Genomic DNA, 21,180 nt, shown 5'->3' with positions numbered 1-21,180 from the left:
CCTCGATTTTACTTAGGTTAGCCTAACCTAAGTAATGTGAACGAAACGCCATCCCGCGGTGACGGTCATCACGTTTGCTTTGCCGGTCAACTTCCTTGCCCAGCAGGGTGGTTGGTCACCCGGCCGCGCGCAGCTGTTCCTCCGTCATGCCCTGACGCCAGTACCCGACGAAGGTGACCCGGCGCCTGTCGATGCCGCGCTCCCGCACGAAGTGCCGGCGCAGCGCCTTCACCGAGCCCGACTCGCCCGCGATCCAGGCGTACGGCCGCCCGGCGGACGGGAGCGGCGCCGCGCGCAGGGCGTCGAGACAGGTCCCGGCGGTCAGCCAGGAGATCTCGGCGTCCGCCGCGGTCGCCAGGTGCCGCGCGGTCCGGGCGTCGCGCACCTCCAGCCACGCCCGGACGCGCTGTCCGGCGGGCAGCGACGCGAGAATGGACGCGATCGCCGGCAGGGCCGTCTCGTCGCCCCACAGCAGCACCAGGTCGGTGTCGTCCGGCGGCCGGAACCGGATCGCCCGGTTGTCGGCGACGGCGGGGCCGAGCAGCAGCACCCGGTCACCGGCGCGCGCCCGGCCGGCCCACGCGGAGGCGGGCCCGGCCGGGGTGTGCAGCACGAAGTCGACGTCGATCTCGTCGGGGTCCCGGCGCAGCTCCCGCAGCGTGTACGAACGCATCACGGCCCGTACGTCGTCCGGCAGTTCCCGCCAGCCCTGCCACCATCCGTCCCCCAGCTCGACGGGCACGGCCGGCGCGTCCTGTCCCGGATGCGGCAGGAACAGCGACAGGGACTGGTCCCAGCCGTCGGAGAAGAAGTGCCGCAGGTCCTCCCCGGCGAAACTCACCCGGACCAGGGACGGACCGAGCCGCCTCGTCCGTACGACGTGCAGCGCGAAGAAACGGAACGGGGCGGCGACGGCCGTGGTCATGCGGGCTCCTGGGGCGGGGGAGGGGCGGCTGACCTTCCTTCGGGAGCGGGCCCGTGCCCGAGCGGTTCGACCGCGTGGGCGCGGGCCCCGGGCCGGCCTCGTCAGGCGACCTTCTTCGCCTTCTCGAGCGCCTCGGCGAGGGTCTCCAGCAGCGGCACGCACTTGTCGTACGACAGGATCGGCTCGGGCGAGCGGGCGATGACCTGCCCGGCCTTCACCGCGGGGAGCTGCTTCCACGTCGGCTTGGTGATGTCGGCCGGCTGGATCGTCGAGGAGCGGTCGTCCATCATGATGATGTCGGCCTGGTACTTGTCGACGTTCTCCCAGCTCAGCGACTCGTACCAGCCGCCGCCCACGGCCTTGGCGCTCTCCGGCGGCTCGATGAAGTTCACGCCGAGGGCCTTGAAGTACTCCAGGTCGATGGAGAGGTTCGTGCCGGAGACGTAGAACAACTGGTCGCTCGCGGAACCGGCCATGACCTTGATGTCGGGCTTGGCCTTGGCGGCGGCGCGCAGCCGGGTCGCGGCGGTCTCGAAGCGCTTCTTGGCGTCGGTGACCTCGGCCGCGGTCATGTCCGCGCCGAGGGACTCGGCCAGTTCCCACATGCGCTCCAGGGGAGCGGTGAGCTGCCGGTCGTAGACGGAGACGGCGACGCTCGGGGCCAGCTTGGCGATCTTGTCCTTGGAGGCCTCGGGGACGTACCAGAGGGTGCCGGCGTTGTCGAACATCGTGGAGATGAGCACGTCGGGCGCGAGGGCCGCGTACTTCTCGACGTTGAACTCGTCCCAGACGTTGCCGAGGATCTCGACCTTGCTGATGTCCATGTCGCCGGCCTGGACGTCCGCCTTGCCGTCGGTGGTCTTCGTCGGACCGAAGACGCCCTTGACCTGGATGCCGTAGTCGTGGAGGGCGGCCGCGACGCCGGTGAACGCGACGATGTTCGCCGGTATCCCGTCCAGCTCCACGGTGGTCCCGCGGTCGTCCTTGAACGTCCAGGGACCGGACTTGGCGGCGGCGCTCTCCGTCGACTTCGAGTCACCGCTCCCCGAGTCGCCGTCCCCGCAGGCTGCGAGCACGGCACCGAGACCGAGGGCGCCACCGGCGGCGAGGATGCCGCGACGGGTGAGGTGAGTGGCTCTGGCGTTGGACATGAATGTGGCCGCTTTCGAACGGGGCGGATCACCGCCGGACAATTCGAAGGTAGGTTAGCCTAACCTCAGATCTTGTCCAGGGGGCGGGTCCGGCCGGAACCGCCCGACCCCGCCCCGGCGAAGGCATCCGTACCCGTCGGCCCAGGCCAAAACGCCTACCGGGCAAACGAGTTGTCAGGGGGCCGGGTGAGCCTCAGCCCACCAGACCCAGCTCCCGGGCGATCAGCATCCGCTGCACTTCGCTCGTGCCCTCGCCGATCTCCAGGATCTTGGAGTCGCGCCACATGCGGGCGACCGGGTACTCGTTCATGAAGCCGTAGCCGCCGTGGACCTGGGTGGCGTCGCGGGCGTTGTCGACGGCGATCGTCGAGGAGTACAGCTTCGCCAGGGCCGCCTCCTTCTTGAAGGGTTCCCCGGACACCAGGCGCGACGCCGCGTCGCGCCAGGCGAGGCGGGCCGTGTGGGCCTTCATCTCCATGTCGGCGATCTTGAACTGGATCGCCTGGTTGGCGCCGATCGGGCGGCCGAAGGCGCGGCGCTCCCTGGCGTACTTCACCGACTCGTCGACACAGCCCTGGGCGAGGCCCGTCGCCAGGGCCGCGATGGCGATGCGGCCCTCGTCCAGGATCCGCAGGAACTGGGCGTAGCCGCGGCCCTCCTCGCCCAGCAGGTTGGCCGCCGGGACGCGGACGTCCGTGAAGGACAGCTCACGGGTGTCCGAGGCGTTCCAGCCGACCTTGGAGTAGGGCGCGGCGACCGTGAAACCGGGGGTGCCGGACGGGACGACGATCGCGGAGATCAGCGGCCTGCCGTCCGGCTTGCGGCCCGTCACCGCGGTGACCGTGACCAGGCCCGTGATGTCCGTGCCCGAGTTGGTGATGAAGCACTTCGTGCCGTTGATCACCCACTCGTCGGTGTCCGGGTCGAGCCGGGCCGTCGTACGCGTCGCGCCCGCGTCGCTGCCGCCGTCCGGCTCGGTCAGGCCGAACGCGCCCAGGATCTCGCCGGAGCAGAGCCGCGGCAGCCACTCCCGCTTCTGCGCGTCGGTGCCGAAGAGGTGGATCGGCATCGCGCCCAGCGACACGCCCGCCTCCAGGGTGATCGCCACCGACGAGTCGACGCGGGCCAGTTCCTCCAGCGCGATGCCCAGCGCCAGGTAGTCGCCGCCCATGCCGCCGTACTCCTCGGGGAAGGGCAGCCCGAACAGACCCATGCGGCCCATCTCACGGACGATCTCGTACGGGAACTCGTGCCGCTCGTAGAAGTCGCCGATCTTCGGCGCGACGACGTCGTGCGCGAACTGCTCGACGGTGCGCCGCAGTTCTTCCAGCTCGGGGGAGAGTCGGTGGTCCATGGCGGTCACTGCTCCTTGTGGGCCTTGCGGCCCTCTTGGCCCTCTGCGTCCTCGTGGGACAGGGCGCGGACGGTGCGGGACGGGCTGGGCCGGCCCAGCCGGCCGGCCATCCAGACGCTGGTGGCGACGAGACGGCCGAGGTCGACCCCGGTGTCGATGCCGAGACCGGTCAGCATCCACACGAGGTCCTCGGTGGCGAGATTGCCGGTGGCGGACTTCGCGAACGGGCAGCCGCCCAGTCCGCCCGCCGAGGCGTCGACGGTGGTGACGCCGTGCCGGAGCGCGGCGAGGGTGTTGGCGAGGGCCTGACCGTAGGTGTCGTGGAAGTGCACGCCCAGCGCGCCGACGGGGATGCCCTCCTCGTCGAGCGCGGTCAGCAGCTCCTCGACGTGACCGGGGGTGGCGACCCCGATGGTGTCGCCGAGGCTCAGCTCGTCGCATCCCATGTCGACCAGGGCCCGGCACACCCGGACGACCTGGGGGACCGGGACCGCGCCCTCCCAGGGGTCGCCGAAGCACATGGAGAGATAGCCGCGCACGTGCACCCCGCCGGCCTTGGCCCGCTCCACCACCGGGTGGAACATGGCCAGCGCCTCGTCCACCGTGCGGTTGAGGTTGGCCTTGGCGAAGGCCTCGGTGGCGCTGGCGAACACCGCGACCCGCCTCGCCCCGAGTGCCAGCGCCCGGTCCAGCCCGCGTTCGTTCGGCACGAGCACCGGCAGCTCCACCGGCAGCCCGGCGAGCATCGGGAACAGCTCCTCGGCGTCGGCGAGCTGGGGCACCCACTTGGGGTGGACGAAGCTGGTCGCCTCGATCGTGGTCAGCCCGGCCTCGGCGAGCCGGTGCACGAACTCGGCCTTCACGGCCGTCGGCACGGTCGCCCTCTCGTTCTGCAGGCCGTCGCGGGCGCCGACCTCGTGGATCCTGACCCGCTTGGGCAGGCCCGGCGCGGGCACGGTCATCGGAAGTCCTCGCACGCTCATCCCTCTTCCCCGTGCGGCGCGATCACGGCCAGCACCTGGTCCATGGCGACGGCGGTGCCCGCGGTGACGTCGAGTTCGGCGACCGTGCCGGCGTGCGGGGCGGAGATGACGTGCTCCATCTTCATCGCCTCCACCACCAGCAGGCTCTGCCCGGCCGTCACCTCGTCGCCGACGGCGACCTTCACCACCGTCACCGTGCCCGGCATGGGCGCGGTCAGCGAGTCGGCGCCCGCGTGCGCGGCCCCGGTCAGGGACGCGGCCACCGGGTCGTGGTCGCGCACCTGCCAGGCGTCGCCGTCGCGGCCCAGCCAGTCGCCGGCCCGGTGGAAGGTGTGCCGGACGCCGTCGAGGGTGACGCCGACCTCGTCGTCGGTGACGGAGTGCGTGCCGCGCGGGGTGTACTCCACGGGGTCGGTGACCCGCAGCGGGAACGCCGGCGGCCGGTGTTCCCCGCCCAGCCGCCACCCGCTCGGCACCGAGAAGGGGTCCGTCCACCCCGCCCCGGACGGTTCCAGCGCCTCCAGCCGTACGGCCGCGGCGGCCTCGTAGACCTCCTCCGGCACCTCGGTGGGGACCAGGTCGTCCATGACCCGCTCGACCAGGCCGGTGTCCAGCTCGCCCGCCACGACCGCCGGATGGGCGAGCAGCCGGCGCAGGAACCCGGCGTTCGTCGGCACGCCCAGCGTGACCGTGCCCGCGAGGGCGGCCCGGAGCCTGCGCAGCGCCGTGGCCCGGTCGGGGCCGTACGCGATCACCTTGGAGAGCATCGGGTCGTACAGGCTGCCGACCTCGGTGCCCTCGCTCAGTCCGGAGTCGGTGCGCACCCCCTCGCCCTGCGGCTCGCGCAGCCGCAGGACGGTGCCGCCGGACGGCAGGAAGCCGCGGGCGCCCTCGCGGACGGACACCGTCTCGGCGCACACGCGGGCCTCGACGGCGTGCCCCGTGAGACGGATGTCGTCCTGCGCGTACGGCAGCCGCTCCCCGGCCGCCACCCGCAGCTGCCACTCCACCAGGTCGAGCCCGGTGACCAGTTCGGTGACGGGGTGCTCCACCTGGAGACGGGTGTTCATCTCCATGAAGTAGTACGCCTTCGGGTCCCCGCCGGGGACGATGAACTCCACCGTGCCCGCGCCCCGGTAGCCGCAGGACAGGGCCGCCTGGACCGCCGCCTCGCCCATCCCCGCGCGGGTGGTCTCGTCGAGGAGCACGCTGGGCGCCTCCTCGATCAGCTTCTGGTGCCGGCGCTGGAGGGAGCACTCGCGCTCGCCCAGGTGGATCACCCGGCCGTGGCCGTCCGCCAGGACCTGGATCTCGATGTGCCGGGGCCGGTCGATCCACCGCTCGACGAGCAGCGTGTCGTCCCCGAAGGAGGCGCGGGCCTCGCGGCGGGCGGCGGCGATCTCGTCCAGGAGGCCGCCCTCCTCCCGCACCAGCCGCATGCCCTTGCCGCCGCCGCCGGCCGACGGCTTGAGCAGCACGGGCATGCCGATCTCCAGCGCGGCGGCGGCCAGTTCGGCGTCGCCGAGCCCGCTGCCGCTCGACCCGGGCACCACCGGGACGCCCGCCGCCTGCACGGTCTCCTTGGCGCGGATCTTGTCGCCCATGAGGGAGATCGCCTCGGCCGGCGGCCCGATGAACACGAGCCCGGCGTCGGCGCAGGCGCGCGCGAAGCCGGCGTTCTCCGCGAGGAAGCCGTATCCGGGGTGGACGGCCTGGGCGCCGGTGCGGGCGGCGGCCTCCAGCAGCCGCTCCACCGACAGATAGCTCTCGGCGGCCGGCGCCGGACCGATCCGGACGGCCGTGTCGGCCTCCCGGACGTGCCGCGCGTCGGCGTCGGCGTCGGAGAAGACGGCCACCGAGCGCACGCCCAGGGAACGCAGGGTGCGGATCACCCGGACGGCGATCTCGCCCCGGTTGGCCACGAGGACTGTGTCGAACATCGTCTTGAAGCCCCTCACATCCGGAAGACGCCGAACTGGGGGTCGCCCAGCGGCGCGTTGGCACAGGCGGTCAGGGCCAGACCCAGCACCTGGCGGGTCTCCAGCGGGTCGATGACCCCGTCGTCCCAGAGCCGGGCGGTCGCGTAGTAGGCGTTGCCCTGACGCTCGTACTGCTCCCGGATGGGGTCCTTGAAGGCCTCTTCCTCCTGGGCGGGCCAGTCCTGGCCGCGCGCCTCCAACTGGTCGCGCTTGACGGTGGCGAGGACGGAGGCGGCCTGCTCGCCGCCCATCACGGAGATCTTGGCGTTCGGCCACATCCACAGGAAGCGGGGGGAGTAGGCCCGGCCGCACATCGAGTAGTTCCCCGCGCCGTACGACCCGCCGACCACGACCGTCAGCTTGGGCACGCGCGTGCAGGCCACGGCGGTGACCATCTTGGCGCCGTGCTTGGCGATGCCGCCGGCCTCGTAGTCCTTGCCGACCATGAAGCCGGAGATGTTCTGGAGGAACAGCAGGGGGATGCCGCGCTGGTCGCACAGCTCGATGAAGTGGGCGCCCTTCTGGGCGGACTCGGAGAACAGGATGCCGTTGTTGGCGACGATGCCGACCGGGTGCCCGTGGATGCGGGCGAAGCCGGTGATCAGGGTCTGCCCGAACTCGGACTTGAACTCGGCGAAACGGGAGCCGTCCGTGATGCGGGCGATGATCTCCCGTACGTCGTAGGGGGTACGGGAGTCGACCGGCACCGCGCCGTACAGCCCGTAGGGGTCGACCTTGGGCTCGACCGTGGGCCGCACCTCCCAGGGGAGCGGGCGGCGGGCCGGGAGGGTGGAGACGATGGTCCGCACGATGCGCAGGGCGTGCGCGTCGTCCTCCGCGAGGTGGTCGGTGACGCCCGACACCCGCGCGTGGACCTCGCCGCCGCCCAGCTCCTCCGCGGTGACGACCTCGCCGGTGGCGGCCTTCACCAGGGGCGGGCCGCCGAGGAAGATCGTGCCCTGGCCGCGCACGATGACGGCCTCGTCGCTCATCGCCGGGACGTACGCCCCGCCGGCCGTGCACGAGCCGAGCACGGCGGCGATCTGCGGGATGCCGGCCCCGGACATGCGGGCCTGGTTGTAGAAGATCCGCCCGAAGTGCTCGCGGTCGGGGAAGACCTCGTCCTGCATGGGCAGGAAGGCGCCGCCGGAGTCCACCAGGTACAGGCACGGCAGACGGTTCTCGAGGGCGACCTCCTGGGCCCGCAGGTGCTTCTTCACCGTCATCGGGTAGTACGTCCCGCCCTTGACGGTGGCGTCGTTGGCGACGATCACGCACTCCCGGCCGCTGACCCGGCCGATCCCGGCGATCACACCGGCCGCGGGGGCCTGCCCGTCGTACAGCCCGTCGGCGGCGAGGGGGGCCAGCTCCAGGAACGGGGAGCCGGGGTCGAGGAGGGTGTCCACCCGGTCCCTCGGCAGCAGCTTCCCGCGCGCGGTGTGCCGGGCCCGCGCCTTCTCCCCGCCGCCCAGCCGGGCCGCGGCGAGCTTGCCGCGCAACTCCTCGGCGAGCGCGAGATGGGCCCTCTCGTTGGCCCGCCAGGCCTCCGACGCGGGATCTGCCGCGCTGGTCAGCTCCGGTGCCTGCTCCATACCTTGCGGTCCCCTCACCCAGTGGTCGACTGTTAATGAGCGTTAACCATTTCCATCAGGTTAACGAGCGCTAACCTGGTTGTCTAGAATTGTTTTCATGGCCACCAGAACCGACGCCCCCACCCGCCGCGAGCAGATCCTCAAGGAAGCCGCGCGGCTGTTCGCCGAACGCGGGTTCCACGGCGTCGGTGTGGACGAGATAGGGGCCGCGGTCGGCATCAGCGGCCCCGGCCTCTACCGGCACTTCCCCGGCAAGGACGCGATGCTCGCCGAGCTGCTGGTCGGGATCAGCGGCCGACTGCTGACCGGTGCGCGGCGCCGGGTGCAGGAGGCCGACGGGGCCGCGGCCGGGACGGTCCTCGACTCGCTCATCGAGGGGCACATCGACTTCGCGCTCGACGACCGTCCCCTGATCACCCTGCACGACCGGGAGCTGGACCGCCTCCGCGACAGCGACCGCAATCTGGTGCGGCAGTTGCAGCGGCAGTACGTCGAGCTGTGGGTGGAGGTCGTCCGCGAGGTCTATCCGGCGCTGACGGAGCCGGCGGCCCGGTCCGCGGTGCACTCGGTGTTCGGACTGCTCAACTCCACCCCGCACCTGGGGAGGGCGGGTGGGCTTCCCGGCCGGGGGGCCACGGCGGACCTGCTGCACCGGATGGCCCGGGGCGCCTTCGGCTCGGCGGCGGAGGAGGAGTAGGGGGAGTTGGGGGGCGGTCGGCTGCTCGGGCCGTCCGCTGCGGCGGCGGAGGCGGGCAGGAGGGCCGGTCGCCGAGGCCGTGGGCGGTCAGTTGTCCAGGCTGTCCAGCTCGGCGGCGTAGAGGAGGGCGGGATCGAAGCCCATTCCGGTGAAGTGACCCGCCAGCTCCAGCGACAGCACGCCGTGCAGCCGGGTCCAGAAGGCCAGCGCCCGGCGCGGGGCCGGGGCGGGCGCGGGGTGGCCGTCCGCACACTGCCGGTGCTCGTCCAGGTGGATGTCCAGCGGTGTCCGTGTCCCGCCCGCGGGCAGCCCGGCGCAGGCGTCGAGCAGGCGCGCCATGATCTCGGACGCGATGGCGGTGATGTCGTCGGGCGCGTGATAGCCCGGCACGGGCGTGCCGTAGACGAGGAAGTACCGGTGCGGATCGGCCAGTGCCCACGCGCGCAGGGCGCCCGCCAGCGAGGCGACGTCGCCGTCGGCGGCCCGGACGGCGTCGGCGAGGCTGCGGTAGGCGTCCCTGATCAGTTCGGTGATCAACTCGTCCCGGCTGGCGAAGTAGCGGTACAGCGCGGGCCCGCTCATCCCCAGCTGCTTGGCGATGGCGTTGAGCGACAGCGCGGACGCCCCGGCGGAGGCGATCTGCTCCCGGGCCCGCTCCTTGACCTCGGCCCGCACCTGGGCGCGGTACCGCTCGCGGGGGGTCTCGGCGCCACCGGTCCCGGCCATGGAGTGTCCCTTCCGCAGGCGGGCGGCTATAGCCGCAAGAGTTCGTTAGAGGCTATCACGCGGGTCGGGGAGGCCGGACGGGCCGGGCCAGGGCGGGTCAGGGGGGGCGTGACGAGCGTTACCCCGCACCCACCCTGGACGCGCCTCGTACTCGCCGGTACGGTGATATGAGCAAGCGCTTAGACAGGCCGAGGTACGTGGAGGTGGCGGCGTGCGCCGTACGGTGTTCAACGAGGATCACGAGGCGTTCCGGGAGACCCTTCGCGCCTTCATCGAGGCCGAGGTCGTACCCGTCTACGACGAGTGGTTCGCCGCCGGCCAGGCCCCGCGGGAGTTCTACTACAAGCTCGGTGAGCTGGGCATCTTCGGGATCAACGTCCCCGAGGAGTTCGGCGGCGCGGGCCTGGACAGCCACAAGTTCGAGGCCGTCCTGTACGAGGAGACCGCTCGCGCCGGCGTGCAGTTCGGCGGTTCCGGCGTGCACGTGCTGCTCGCCCTGCCGTACATCAAGATGCTCGCCACCGACGAGCAGAAGAAGCGCTACCTGCCGAAGTTCGTCAGCGGCGAGGAGATGTGGGCCATCGCGATGACGGAGCCGGGCACCGGTTCCGACCTCGCGGGCATGAAGACCACCGCCAAGCTGAGCGAGGACGGCACGCACTACGTCCTCAACGGCGCCAAGACCTTCATCACCGGCGGCGTCCACGCCGACAAGGTGATCGTCTGCGCCCGGACCTCCGCGCCCACCGCCGAGGACCGCCGCTTCGGCATCTCCCTCTTCGCCGTCGACACCAAGTCCGAGGGCTACTCCATCGGCCGCAAGCTGGACAAGCTGGGCCTGCGCACCTCCGACACGGCCGAGCTGGCCTTCGTCGACGTCAAGGTGCCCGTCGAGGACCTCCTCGGCGAGGAGAACAAGGGCTTCTCCTACCTCGGCCACAACCTGGCCTCCGAGCGCTGGGGCATCGCCTTCGGCGCCTACGCCCAGGCCAAGGCCGCCGTCCGGTTCGCCAAGCAGTACGTGCAGGAGCGCACCGTCTTCGGCAAGCCGGTCGCCCACTTCCAGAACACCAAGTTCGAGCTGGCCGCCTGCCAGGCCGAGGTGGACGCGGCCGAGGCCGTCGCCGACCGCGCCACGGAGGCCCTGGACGCCGGTGAGCTGACCCCCGCCGAGGCCGCCAGCGCCAAGCTGTTCTGCACCGAGGTCGCGCACCGCGTCATCGACCGCTGCCTCCAGCTGCACGGCGGCTACGGCTACATGAACGAGTACCCGATCGCCCGCCTCTACGCGGACAACCGGGTCAACCGCATCTACGGCGGCACCAGCGAGATCATGAAGACGATCATCGCCAAGGACATGGGTCTGTAAGCCGGCCGCAATTACCGCCCGGTACAACGGTCCTCATGAGCCAGGCACTACAGGATCTCCTCGATCTGCTCGACCTCGAGCAGATCGAGGAGAACATCTTCCGCGGCCGGTCCCGCTCCGCCGTCGTCCCCCGCGTCTTCGGCGGGCAGGTCGCGGCCCAGGCGCTGGTCGCCGCCGGGCGCACGGTCCCCGCCGACCGGCACGCCCACTCCCTGCACGCGTACTTCCTGCGGATGGGCGACCCCGGCGCGCCCATCGTCTACAACGTCGAGCGCATCCGCGACGGCCGCTCCTTCACCACCCGCCGCGCGGTCGCCGTCCAGCACGGCCGGCCGATCTTCGCCCTGTCGGCGTCCTTCCAGACGTACGAGGAAGGGCTCGACCACCAGACCCCGATGCCCGTCTCCCCGGACCCGGCGACCCTGCCGACCTCCGAGGAACGCCTGCGCGGCTACGACCACCTCCCGCCGGACGTCGTCGAGCGGTTCCTGGAGGCGCGCCGGGCCATCGACCTGCGGTACGTCGACGAGCCGCCGTACGGGAAGTTCGGCGAGCCGCGGGAACCGCACAGCCAGGTCTGGTTCCGCACCAACGGCAAGCTCGCCGACGACCCGCTGCTGCACGTCGTCCTCGCCACCTACGTCTCCGACATGACCCTCCTGGACTCGGTCCTCCTCGCGCACGGCCGCGGCGGCTGGGCCGTCGGGGACGTGGTCGGCGCCTCGCTGGACCACGCGATGTGGTTCCACCGCCCGTTCCGCGCCGACGAGTGGCTGCTCTACGACCAGGAGTCGCCGTCGGCGCACGGCGGCCGGGGCCTGGGCCAGGCCCGCATCTACACGCAGGACGGACGGCTCGCCGTCTCGGTGATCCAGGAAGGTGTGGTGCGCGTCCCCCGGGAAGACTGAGGGGCATGGCCACCACGGAGGAACAGGGCGGCGGCGAGAGCACCTTCACGGTGATCGTCGCCGCCGCCGCCAATCTCGGGATCGCGCTCGCCAAGGCGGTCGCCGGTGTGATCAGCGGGTCCAGCGCGATGCTGTCGGAGGCGGCCCACTCGGTCGCCGACACCGTCACCGAGCTGCTCCTGCTGACCGCCCTCAAACGCAGCGAGAAACCCGCCGACGAGGACCACCCCCTCGGCTACGGCCCCGAGCGCTACGTCTGGGCGCTGCTCGCCGCCGTCGCCACCTTCGTCGGCGGCGCGGTCTTCTCCCTCTACGACGGCGTCCACACCCTCGTCGAGGGCGAGGACCTCGGCGATCCGCTCGTGTCGTACGTCGTCCTGGCCGTCGCGTTCCTCCTGGAGGGCTACTCGCTGCGGACCGGACTGCGGCAGGCCCGCGGCGAGGCGGCCCGCGTCAGGGCGCCGGTCCGGCGCTACCTGCGGTACACCCCCGACACCGCCGTGAAGGCCGTCGTCCTGGAGGACACGGCCGCCCTCGCCGGCCTCCTCCTCGCCGCGGGCGGCCTGCTCGGCGGGCAGCTCACCGGCTCCGGCGCCTGGGACGGCGCCGCCTCCCTGTGCATCGGCGCGCTGCTGCTGTACGTGGCCTGGGTGCTGGGCCGCTCCAACGTCGAACTCCTCGTCGGCCGCCCGCTGCCGAAGCCGATGCGGCAGCGCATCCGCGCCGAGCTGCTGGAGTCCGTGCACGTCGAGGCCGTACTCGAACTGACCACCCTCGTGCAGGGCCCGCGCGAGGCCCTGGTCGCGGCCAAGGTCGACTTCCGGGACGTGTCCACCGCCGCCGAGATCGAGTGGGCCTGCGAGCAGGCCGAGGCCCGGCTGCGGGAGGTCTTCCCGGCGGTCACGCGCGTGTACCTCGACCCGACGCCGGGATACGTGCAGCGCCGGGAGGAAGGCCTCAGCCCCTAGCCGAGTCCCGCCTCCGCCAGCAGATACGCCGTCATCGGGTCGTAGTGGCGGGGGCTCAGGACGTGGTCGTCGAGGGGGACCGTCACCTGGACGGTGCCCTCGGCCTCGGCGAGGAACAGCGCCGGGTCGTTGCAGTCGGCGTACCCGACGGAGTCCACGCCGTGCTGTCCGGCGTAGCCCGCCCAGCCGTGGTCGGCGACGACCAGGTCCGGCAGCGGGCGGCCCTCGCGCTCCAGGGCGGTGAGGATCGCCTTCATCGGTTCGCCCGAGTGGGTGTGCCACAGGGTGGCGCCGTGCTCCAGCACCGCCACGTCGGCGAACTGCATGACGTACCCCTCGTCCGTCCGGAGCCCGTCGGGGATGACGACGATCTCACAGCCGGCCCGGCGCAGCGCGTCCGCCGTGGCCCGGTGCACGTCCAGCAGCCCGCCGGGGTGACCGGTGGCGAACAGCACCCGCTGCCGGTCCTCGGCCGCCTTGCGCAGCCGCCCGGCGAGCCGCTCCAGGCCGTCGACGGTGAGCTGGGGGTCGATGGTGTCCTGGCCGTAGCGGTGCTCGGGGTCGTCGTTGACGCCGACCCGCTCCGCCATCACCGCGAGCACGTCCTGCTCGTCGGTCCAGCGGTCGCCGAGCTCCAGGCCGAGCCAGAAGTTGCGGACGCCGTTGGCCAACTGGCGGTAGTGGGAGAGGTTGTTCTCGCGCGGGGTGGCGACGTCACCCGCGATACGGGTCCTCACGAGGTGTTCGACGAGCTCGGCGCGGCTGGGTGTCCCGGGTATCGGCATGGTCTCCATTGTGGGGCAGCGGCCGGTGGAAGTCCGTGGTCTCCCGGACGCTGGGACGCGGGTCACTCACCCCGGTCCGCCGCCCGGCCCGCGCCGGTGGACTCACCGCCCCCGCAGGGCGAACCACAGCTCCATCCGTACGTCCGGGTCGTCCAGGTCCGTCCCCAGCAGGGCCGCGCAGCGCGCGATCCGCTGCCGCACGGTGTTGCGGTGCACGCCCAGCGCCACCGCCGTACGGTCCCAGCCGCCGTGCAGCGACAGCCAGGTGCGCAGGGTGGCCGCGAGGGTCTCGTCTAGGGGGGCGAGCAGCGCGCGGGCGTGCGCCTCGGCCTCGTCGGGCGGCACCAGGTCGGCGAGCGCGGGGCGCGCGCCGTGCCGGACCAGGGGCGCGCGGATGGCGCGGGCGCGGGCCAGGGCACGGGCCGCCCGGACGTCGGCGGCCGGCCAGTCGGCGGGGGCCGCGGCGGCGCCGACCCCCAGCGTCCATCCCGGCTGCGCGAGCGGCTCCCGCTCGCCCGGCACCAGCACCCGTACGACGTCCTCCCCGAGGTCGACCAGCGGCGACCCGAGCGCGGCGCCCAGCGCGGCGGCGGCCACCGCGTCCGGCGCCCGCCCCTCGGGCCGCCCGTGCACGACCTGCCACCGCTCTCCGCCGAGCAGCGGGGCCACGGACTCCGGCGCGGCTCCGAGCAGCAGCCGTACGAGGGCCGAGGAGCGGGCCGCTTCCGAGCCGCTCCGGTGTTCACCGGTGAGCAGCGAGAGCAGGACGGCGGCGACGGAGGCGATGGTGTGGTCACCGGCCTCCCGGCGCGGAGCGGCGATCCCGAGCACGAAGCCCCGGCCGGACCCGAGGGCGTAGGCGGCGAGACGAGTGCCGCCGGTGGTGTCGGTGGCGGAAGCGGGGGCCGAGGAGGGAGGAGAAGGAGAGGGGGACGCGGGGGCCGCCGGAGCGCCGGCCGTGTCCGGCGGCGGTCCGGCCGGCCGGACGACCCGTGCCAGCCGGGCCAGCGCCGGGCCCGCCCCGCTCCCCGGCTCCCGTCCCGCCGCCGCGACCTCCGTGCCCTCCGGGCCGTACAGCACCGCCCGGCCGCCCACCCGCCGGGCCAGCTGCCGCAGCACCGACGGCACCGGGTCCGGCCGGGACGCGGCGGCGGCGAGGCTCTGCTGGGCCTCGGTGACCCGGCGCAGCCCGTCGTGCCGGGCCTGCGCCATGAGCTGCCAGACCGCGCGGGCCACGCCGGAGAAGGTGGTCTGCGGCGGGACCTCCAGCAGGGGCAGTCCCCGGGCCTCGCAGGCGGCGACCAGGGCGCGCGGCACGGTGTCGTGCACCGGCGCCAGGCCGAACCCGAGGGCCGCGCCACCGGCGGCCACGATCCGCGCGACGTAGTCGTCGAAGTAGGTGCCCGACCCCGCCGCCCCGGGAATGTGCACCCCGGCCGTCAGCAGCAGCTCGCCGCCCAGCAGGTACGGGTACGGGTCGGCCATCTCCGAGGCGTGCGCCCCGTGGACGGCCGGGTCCGGTTCGCGGGGCCCGGCGATCCGGCGCAGGGCGAGGTCCTCGCGGGCCAGCAGGGCGGCGAGGGGCACGGGTGGTGTCGGCGGCACGGGTACCGCCGCGGGCTCCGGCACGGTGTGCGTTTCCTCCATAAGGATCGGCTTCGATGGAGGAAACGTACACTTCGCCGGCGCCTTCCGGCCGTCTAGGGTCGTCCCGACCGGCTCGCCGGCCCGGCCCCGAACTCGCGCCCGAACGCGTCCGGGCTCGCCGGTAGAGTCGTACGCAGCAGGACAGAGCGGTACATACGCGACGGAGCGTAGGAAAGAAGGCAGTAGATGAGCAGCAGCGAGACGTTCCGCGGCCCGGTCGACTCCTCGCGGGTGCCGCGGTACGCGGGTCCCGCGACCTTCGCCCGGCTGCCCCGCCTCGACGAGGTCGGCCGCGCCGACGTCGCCGTGGTCGGCGTGCCGTTCGACTCCGGCGTCTCCTACCGGCCGGGCGCCCGCTTCGGCGGCAACGCGATCCGCGAGGCGTCCCGGCTGCTGCGTCCGTACAACCCGGCGCAGGACGCCTCCCCCTTCGCCCTCGCGCAGGTCGCCGACGGCGGCGACATCGCCGTGAACCCGTTCAACATCAACGAGGCCGTGGAGACGATCGAGGCGGCCGCCGACGACCTGCTGGGCACCGGCGCCCGCCTGATGACCCTCGGCGGCGACCACACCATCGCCCTGCCGCTGCTCCGCTCGGTCGCGAAGAAGCACGGCCCGGTCGCCCTGCTCCACTTCGACGCCCACCTCGACACCTGGGACACCTACTTCGGCGCCGAGTACACGCACGGCACCCCGTTCCGCCGCGCCGTCGAGGAGGGCATCCTCGACACCGAGGCGCTCTCCCACGTCGGCATCCGCGGCCCGCTCTACGGCAAGCAGGACCTCACCGACGACGAGAAGATGGGCTTCGGCATCGTCACCTCGGCGGACGTCTACCGGCGCGGCGCCGACGAGGTCGCCGACCAGCTCCGGCAGCGCATCGGCGACCGCCCGCTGTACATCTCCATCGACATCGACTGCCTCGACCCGGCGCACGCGCCCGGCACCGGCACCCCCGAGGCCGGCGGCATGACCTCCCGCGAACTCCTGGAGATCCTGCGCGGCCTGGCCTCCTGCCACCTCGTCTCGGCGGACGTCGTCGAGGTGGCGCCGGCGTACGATCACGCGGAGATCACGTCGGTGGCCGCGTCCCACACGGCGTACGAACTGACCACGATCATGTCCCGCCAGATCGCGGAGGCCCGCGCGCAGTGACCCACGACCACGACCTGGTGCTCCGCCCGACCGCCGCACAGACGGAGGCGGCACTCGACCCGCCCCCCGGCCGCACCGGCGGAGACCTCGTCGTGGAGACCCTGGCCGGGCTCGGCGCTACCACCGTCTTCGGACTGCCCGGCCAGCACGCGCTCGGCGTGTTCGACGCGCTGCGCCGCTCCGACCTGCGCTACATCGGCCTGCGGGTGGAGAACAACGCGGGCTTCGCGGCGGACGCGTACGGCCGTGTCACCGGCGAGGCGGCGCCCCTGCTGCTGTCCACGGGGCCGGGCGCGCTGACCTCGCTGGCCGCGCTCCAGGAGGCGGCCGCCGCCTCCGCCCCCGTCCTGGCCATCAGCAGCCAGGTCCCCACGCCCGGCCTGGGCGGCGGCCGCCACGGCTATCTGCACGAACTCCCCGACCAGGCGGCCTCGTTCCGGGGCGTGGTGAAGTCGGTCCACACGGTCCGCGCCCAGTCCCAGATCCCCTCCGCGCTGCAGGCGGCCTGGAAGTCGGCGCTGACCGCCCCGCACGGACCGGTCTGGGTGGAGATCCCGCAGGACGTGCTGCTGGCGGAGACGGCCCTCCCCGTGGTCACGGCAGGCGACGCCTTCCCCGAGGAGCTGCCGCCGCGCCCCGAACTGACCGCGGTCGCCGCCGACCTGCTGGCGAAGGCCGCCCGCCCGGTGATCGTCGCGGGCGGCGGGGTCGTCCGCGCGGACGCCTCGGGCAAGCTGCGCAAGCTCGCCGAGCGGCTCGACGCCCCCGTGGTCACCACCTTCGGCGGCAAGGGCGCCTTCCCCTGGACGCACCCCCTCTCCCTCCAGTCCTGGCTGGAGGACCGCCACACCACCGACTTCCTGGAGGACGCGGACGTCCTGCTGGTGATCGGCTCGGGCCTCGGCGAACTCTCCTCGAACTACCACACGTTCACACCGCGCGGCCGCGTGATCCAGATCGAGGCCGACCTCGGCAAACTGGAGTCCAACCACCCGGCCCTCGGCATCCACGCGGACGCCCGCCTCGCGATCCAGGCCCTGCTGGAGACCGTCCCCGAACGCACCGACCCGACGGCGCCCGAGCGGGTCCGCACGCTCCTGTCCCGCGTGGCGCAACGCCTCGCGGCGCAGGAACTGGCCCTGGAGCAGCAGGTGCTGGCGTCCGTCCGAACGGCGCTCCCCGCCGACTCCCCGTCCTTCTGGGACATGACGATCCTGGCGTACTGGGCGTGGTCGGCCTTCGACCCCAAGGGCTCCAACCACATGCACTCCGCCCAGGGCGCGGGCGGTCTCGGCTACGCCTTCCCGGCGGCCCTCGGCGCGGCGGCCGCCGACCCCACCCGCCCGGTCCTCGCCGTGTCCGGCGACGGCGGCGCCCTCTACTCGATCGCGGAACTGGCCACGGCGAAGCAGTACGACCTGAACGTCACCTGGCTCGTCGTCGACGACGGCGGCTACGGCATCCTGCGCGAGTACATGACCGAGTCCTTCGGCGAGACCACGGCGACGGAGCTGACCGGCCCGGACTACGCCGCCCTCGCCGAGTCCTTCGGCGTCCCGGGCGTGCGGACGTCCCCGGAGGCGCTGGCGGCCGACCTGGCGAAGGCGCTGGCGTCCCCCGGCCCCTCGGTGGTGGTCCTGCCGGCGCGGCTGCGGATGTTCGCGCCGACCCACCTGGGCTCGGGCTGATCCCCCGACCGGCTGTTCGCGGTGACCTCCACGGAACATGTTCCGTGGGGCCGCGGGCGTCCCGGCCGGGCCGATGTCGGACGCGGCCATTACCCTGACCGACCCCGGAGAGGAGGACAGCGTGCTGCTGAGATGCCGCGTCGCGAACGTACGGTCCCTGCGGGACGAGCAGGAGCTGTCCTGGGTGCGGGCCGGATGAATCGTGGTGGTGAGAGGTCAGGCGGACAGGCGGCCGTCCTTGACTGCGGTGACGAACGACGTCCAGCCGGTCGGCGGGAAGACCAGCGCGGGTCCACGGGGGCCTCGGAGTCGCGGACCGGGACGCCGGTCGGGTAGCCGTCCAGGACCTCGATGCAGCTGCCGCCTTCGTTGCCGCTGTACGTCGACTTGCGCCAGCCGTGCGGGGAGGAGGCGTCGGGGACGGTGTGTTCATTCACGAGTTTCGTAGTCCTTTGCTGTCGCCCTCATCAGGGCCAATGACCCCTTGAACGGCATTGCGTCGCCCAGGACTTGTCCGGCCGGTCATGTGACTGCTCCGCTTTGGTCGTTGATGTGGGCATGGGGCGGGGAGATCTGACGGATGCCGAGTGGGAACGGCTGCGGCCGTTCCTGCCTGTCGGCAACAGGCGTTGCGGCCGGTGGCGGGATCACCGGCAGGTGATCCACGGGATTCTGCACCGGGTGCGGACCGGTGTTCAGTGGCGCGACCTGCCCGAACGGTTCGGGCCATGGAAGACCGTCTACGAACGTCACCGGCTCTGGTCGGCCGACGGGACGTGGGAACGCCTGCTCCAGCAGGTCCAGGCCGCAGCCGACGCGGCCGGTGAGATCGACTGGGACATCTCGGTCGACTCCACCATCGTCCGTGCTCACCAGCACGCGGCCGGCGCGCGCACCGACCCGCCTCCGGCGCCCCCTTCGAAAGGGGCCGAAGTGCCAGAACACCAGGGCGAAACCGTGTGGCAGAGCCTGTACGCCCGACTGGTGGAGGTGGTGCTGGAGGCGAGGGCCTGGGCCGCTCGCGGGGCGGGTTCACCAGCAAGCTCCACCTGAGCGCCGACGGCCGCTGCCGCCCCTCTCTCTCCGGTCGTCACACCAGGTCAGCGGGCGGACTGCACCCAGTTCCCACCTGTCCTGAGGAAGGTCCGCGTACCAAGGCCGGGGCGGGGCCGGCCCCGCCCCAACCCTGACAGCCTCTCGGCGGCCAGGGCCTGCAGCAACGGGCCCTGCCGGGAATGCCTGCGACGACGCGGCATCCGGCACACGATCCCGGAGAAGACCGACAGCCAGGCCGCCCGCCTGCGCAAAGGCTCACGCGGCGGGCGGCCACCGGGCTTCGACGAAGAACGGTACAAGAAGCGCAACACCGTCGAACGAGCGATCAACCGCTTGAAGCAGCACAGGGCGGTCGCCACTCGCTACGACAAGCGCGGCTACGTCTTCCTCGGCACCGCGACAGCGGCCGCCCTCGTCATCTGGCTCCGAACATGATCGGCCGGACAAGTCCTGGTGTCCTGAGTCGGGAATTCGCTGCGTAAAGTCGGTGCTGGTTCGGCCTGATGTCCGGACGGCGAGGACGGGACGGCCGAAGGCCGAGTCGGTGCTGACCGACGACGAGCGTGAGACATCGGCCCGCTGAGCCAGGCGCCGGGCATCCTCTCAGGCGCTGGCCCTGCGGTGCCGGATCGTGCTGGAAAGCGCAACGGGTGCCACGAACAAGGACGTTGCCGATCGGCTGGGCATCGAGGCGCACGCGGTGAGCCGGTGGCGGGCCCGGTTCGTGCGGGACCGGCTGGAGGGCCTGACCGACGAACCGCGTCCGGTGGACCGCGGAAGATCACCGACGACCAGGTCGAGGAAGTGGTCGTCAAGACGCTGGAGACCACGCCGAAGGACGCCACAACGCCCGGGCCGCGGCCAGGAAGGCCCGTGAGAACGCCGCACGCCGGGAGCTGATGCGCGAGTGGGGCGTCCCGCTGCACGAAGCCCTCCACCGGCCGCTCGGGCTGGCCGAGCAGACCGACCCGCGCCGCCACCTCCACATCCCTCGCCTCGGTGTGCTCGCCGGGCGGCATGCGGGCCCGAAGGGCGGCAGCGCCGACCACCACACGCCGACCGTCCTCATGCCATCCCTATCCGTAATCATCTCGGCTACATTTATGTTACTGTAGCCGCGCCGGTGACAGAAAGGCGAGATCTTCGCATCTACGCAGGTGAGAGCGGCGACTTGGGGAGCCGTCCGAACCTGCTGGTGCGTCCGACATCGTGCCCGGCACTGCATTTGCCGACGTGCCAGGCACTGCCCCGGTCCGCGCCCGCGGGATAGCAGGACCTGCCGCTCGAAGAACGACACCAAGGAGATACAGATGCATATGAAGGCGAAGATGAAGAGTGTGCTGCGCCCCTCCCGTCGGCGTGTTTCCGCGCTCGCGGCCGTAGCCGGCGTGGCCGCCCTCAGCCTGGCGTCCATGACGTCGGCCCCCGCGGCCGCCGCCGAGCCCGCCGCGCAGGCAGCGAAGCCCACGGTCGTGCTGGTGCACGGGGCCTTCGCGGACTCCTCCAGCTGGAACAGCGTGATCACGCGCCTGCGGCACGCGGGGTATCCGGTCGACGCTCCGGCCAACCCGCTGCGCGGAGTGGCCGGCGACTCGGACTACCTGGAGAGCTACCTCAAGACCGTGAAGGGACCGATCGTCCTCGTCGGCCACTCCTACGGCGGTTCAGTGATCAGTGACGCCGCCGCGGGCAACCCGGAGGTCAAGGCGCTCGTCTACATCGCCGCGTTCGTCCCCGACAAGGACGAGACCCTCGCGGAACTCGGCGACAGGTTCCCGGGGGCGACCCTCCCCTCGGCCCTCGACGCTGTGCCCTATCCGCTGCCCGGCGGAGGCACCGGCACCGACCTCTACGTCCAGAAGGACAAGTTCCACGACGCCTTCGCCGCGGACGTACCCAGGCCGGTCACTGACCTCATGGCCGTCACCCAGCGTCCGCTGGCCGCCTCGGTCTTCGACGAGAAGACCACGGAAACGGCCTGGAAGACCATCCCCTCCTGGGACCTGGTCACCACCCAGGACCACGCGATCGCACCGGCCGAGCAGCGCTTCATGGCCAAACGCGCCCACGCGCACACCATCGAGGTCAACTCCTCGCACGCGGTCGCCATCTCCCACCCCGGCACGGTCACCCGCCTCATCGAACAGGCCGCCCGAGCCACCTCCAAGTAACCCTTGGGACATCCGTGCCGATCACG

The 21,180-nt window shown here is 72.4% G+C and carries 18 protein-coding genes and 2 pseudogenes; 10 read left to right on the top strand and 10 right to left on the bottom strand.

The annotated features are described in order from the left end of the window. Positions 1 to 115: 115 nt before the first annotated feature. The 6 genes from AB0N31_RS17915 to AB0N31_RS17890 form a co-directional block, all read right to left on the bottom strand. The gene (locus tag AB0N31_RS17915; RefSeq protein ID WP_366059330.1) at positions 116 to 925 is read right to left on the bottom strand and encodes a siderophore-interacting protein; all 810 of its coding nucleotides are present in this window, start codon (positions 923 to 925) and stop codon (positions 116 to 118) included. Between the two features lie 101 nt (positions 926 to 1,026). After that, complete coding sequence (locus AB0N31_RS17910; protein WP_366059329.1) at positions 1,027 to 2,076, bottom strand: ABC transporter substrate-binding protein; 1,050 nt, start codon at positions 2,074 to 2,076, stop codon at positions 1,027 to 1,029. 193 nt (positions 2,077 to 2,269) lie between these two features. Further along, entirely contained in the window at positions 2,270 to 3,430 is a 1,161-nt protein-coding gene (locus tag AB0N31_RS17905; RefSeq protein WP_366059328.1) for an acyl-CoA dehydrogenase family protein, read from the bottom strand. Between the two features lie 5 nt (positions 3,431 to 3,435). Further along, positions 3,436 to 4,413 (bottom strand): hydroxymethylglutaryl-CoA lyase, encoded by a 978-nt coding sequence (locus tag AB0N31_RS17900; RefSeq protein ID WP_366059327.1) that lies wholly within the window; start codon positions 4,411 to 4,413, stop codon positions 3,436 to 3,438. Next, a complete protein-coding gene (locus AB0N31_RS17895) occupies positions 4,410 to 6,353 on the bottom strand; it encodes a biotin carboxylase N-terminal domain-containing protein (RefSeq protein WP_366059326.1) in 1,944 nt (647 codons plus the stop codon). Before AB0N31_RS17895 ends, AB0N31_RS17900 begins: the two co-directional genes overlap by 4 nt. Positions 6,354 to 6,367: 14 nt before the next feature. Continuing rightward, positions 6,368 to 7,984, bottom strand: a complete 1,617-nt coding sequence (locus tag AB0N31_RS17890) for a carboxyl transferase domain-containing protein (protein WP_366059325.1) — start codon at positions 7,982 to 7,984, stop codon at positions 6,368 to 6,370. Between the two features lie 97 nt (positions 7,985 to 8,081). Here AB0N31_RS17890 and AB0N31_RS17885 point away from each other — a divergent pair, with 97 nt between their 5' ends. Beyond that, positions 8,082 to 8,681, top strand: coding sequence for a TetR/AcrR family transcriptional regulator (locus tag AB0N31_RS17885; RefSeq protein WP_366059324.1), 600 nt, complete (start codon positions 8,082 to 8,084; stop codon positions 8,679 to 8,681). Positions 8,682 to 8,768: 87 nt separating this feature from the next. Here the strand turns inward: AB0N31_RS17885 and AB0N31_RS17880 are convergent, their stop codons facing one another. After that, positions 8,769 to 9,407 carry a TetR/AcrR family transcriptional regulator gene (locus AB0N31_RS17880; protein ID WP_366059323.1) on the bottom strand — a complete coding sequence of 213 codons (639 nt, stop codon included), beginning with the start codon at positions 9,405 to 9,407 and terminating at the stop codon, positions 8,769 to 8,771. Between the two features lie 211 nt (positions 9,408 to 9,618). Here AB0N31_RS17880 and AB0N31_RS17875 point away from each other — a divergent pair, with 211 nt between their 5' ends. The 3 genes from AB0N31_RS17875 to AB0N31_RS17865 are packed head-to-tail and all read left to right on the top strand — an operon-like array spanning position 9,619 to position 12,652. Next, a complete protein-coding gene (locus tag AB0N31_RS17875; protein WP_366059322.1) occupies positions 9,619 to 10,776 on the top strand; it encodes an acyl-CoA dehydrogenase family protein in 1,158 nt (385 codons plus the stop codon). Between the two features lie 35 nt (positions 10,777 to 10,811). Next, on the top strand, positions 10,812 to 11,684 hold the full coding sequence (locus AB0N31_RS17870; protein WP_366059321.1) for an acyl-CoA thioesterase II: 873 nt from the start codon (positions 10,812 to 10,814) through the stop codon (positions 11,682 to 11,684). Between the two features lie 5 nt (positions 11,685 to 11,689). After that, on the top strand, positions 11,690 to 12,652 hold the full coding sequence (locus AB0N31_RS17865) for a cation diffusion facilitator family transporter (RefSeq protein WP_366059320.1): 963 nt from the start codon (positions 11,690 to 11,692) through the stop codon (positions 12,650 to 12,652). Here the strand turns inward: AB0N31_RS17865 and AB0N31_RS17860 are convergent. Both AB0N31_RS17860 and AB0N31_RS17855 read right to left on the bottom strand, forming a co-directional pair. Then, entirely contained in the window at positions 12,649 to 13,437 is a 789-nt protein-coding gene (locus AB0N31_RS17860) for a phosphatase (protein WP_366059319.1), read from the bottom strand. The two genes, AB0N31_RS17865 and AB0N31_RS17860, sit on opposite strands and share 4 nt — an antisense overlap. 102 nt (positions 13,438 to 13,539) lie before the next feature. After that, entirely contained in the window at positions 13,540 to 15,084 is a 1,545-nt protein-coding gene (locus AB0N31_RS17855) for a helix-turn-helix domain-containing protein (RefSeq protein WP_366059318.1), read from the bottom strand. Between the two features lie 186 nt (positions 15,085 to 15,270). Here AB0N31_RS17855 and speB point away from each other — a divergent pair, with 186 nt between their 5' ends. The 3 genes from speB to AB0N31_RS17840 are packed head-to-tail and all read left to right on the top strand — an operon-like array spanning position 15,271 to position 18,126. Next, positions 15,271 to 16,239 (top strand): agmatinase, encoded by a 969-nt coding sequence (speB, locus tag AB0N31_RS17850; protein ID WP_366059317.1) that lies wholly within the window; start codon positions 15,271 to 15,273, stop codon positions 16,237 to 16,239. Then, a complete protein-coding gene (locus AB0N31_RS17845) occupies positions 16,236 to 17,927 on the top strand; it encodes a thiamine pyrophosphate-binding protein (RefSeq protein WP_366059316.1) in 1,692 nt (563 codons plus the stop codon). Before speB ends, AB0N31_RS17845 begins: the two co-directional genes overlap by 4 nt. Positions 17,928 to 17,964: 37 nt before the next feature. Continuing rightward, the gene (locus AB0N31_RS17840) at positions 17,965 to 18,126 is read left to right on the top strand and encodes a hypothetical protein (protein ID WP_366059315.1); all 162 of its coding nucleotides are present in this window, start codon (positions 17,965 to 17,967) and stop codon (positions 18,124 to 18,126) included. A gap of 17 nt (positions 18,127 to 18,143) precedes the next feature. Here AB0N31_RS17840 and AB0N31_RS17835 read toward each other — a convergent pair. Continuing rightward, a pseudogene (locus AB0N31_RS17835) lies at positions 18,144 to 18,364 on the bottom strand (DUF397 domain-containing protein). Positions 18,365 to 18,485: 121 nt separating this feature from the next. On the opposite strand from AB0N31_RS17835, the pseudogene AB0N31_RS17830 reads away from it, so the two are divergent. The 3 genes and pseudogenes from AB0N31_RS17830 (at position 18,486) to AB0N31_RS17820 (ending at position 21,154) form a co-directional block, all read left to right on the top strand. Further along, a pseudogene (locus AB0N31_RS17830) lies at positions 18,486 to 19,418 on the top strand (IS5 family transposase). A 196-nt stretch (positions 19,419 to 19,614) separates the two neighbouring features. Then, positions 19,615 to 19,860, top strand: a complete 246-nt coding sequence (locus tag AB0N31_RS17825; protein ID WP_366059314.1) for a helix-turn-helix domain-containing protein — start codon at positions 19,615 to 19,617, stop codon at positions 19,858 to 19,860. A gap of 433 nt (positions 19,861 to 20,293) precedes the next feature. Continuing rightward, the gene (locus tag AB0N31_RS17820) at positions 20,294 to 21,154 is read left to right on the top strand and encodes an alpha/beta hydrolase (RefSeq protein ID WP_366059313.1); all 861 of its coding nucleotides are present in this window, start codon (positions 20,294 to 20,296) and stop codon (positions 21,152 to 21,154) included. Positions 21,155 to 21,180: the final 26 nt, after the last annotated feature.

Source organism: Streptomyces sp. NPDC051051 (assembly GCF_040682975.1).
GTDB lineage: Bacteria > Actinomycetota > Actinomycetes > Streptomycetales > Streptomycetaceae > Streptomyces.
The sequence above is the reverse complement of the archived record's forward strand: the minus strand, read 5'-3'. Positions and strand labels throughout refer to the sequence as shown.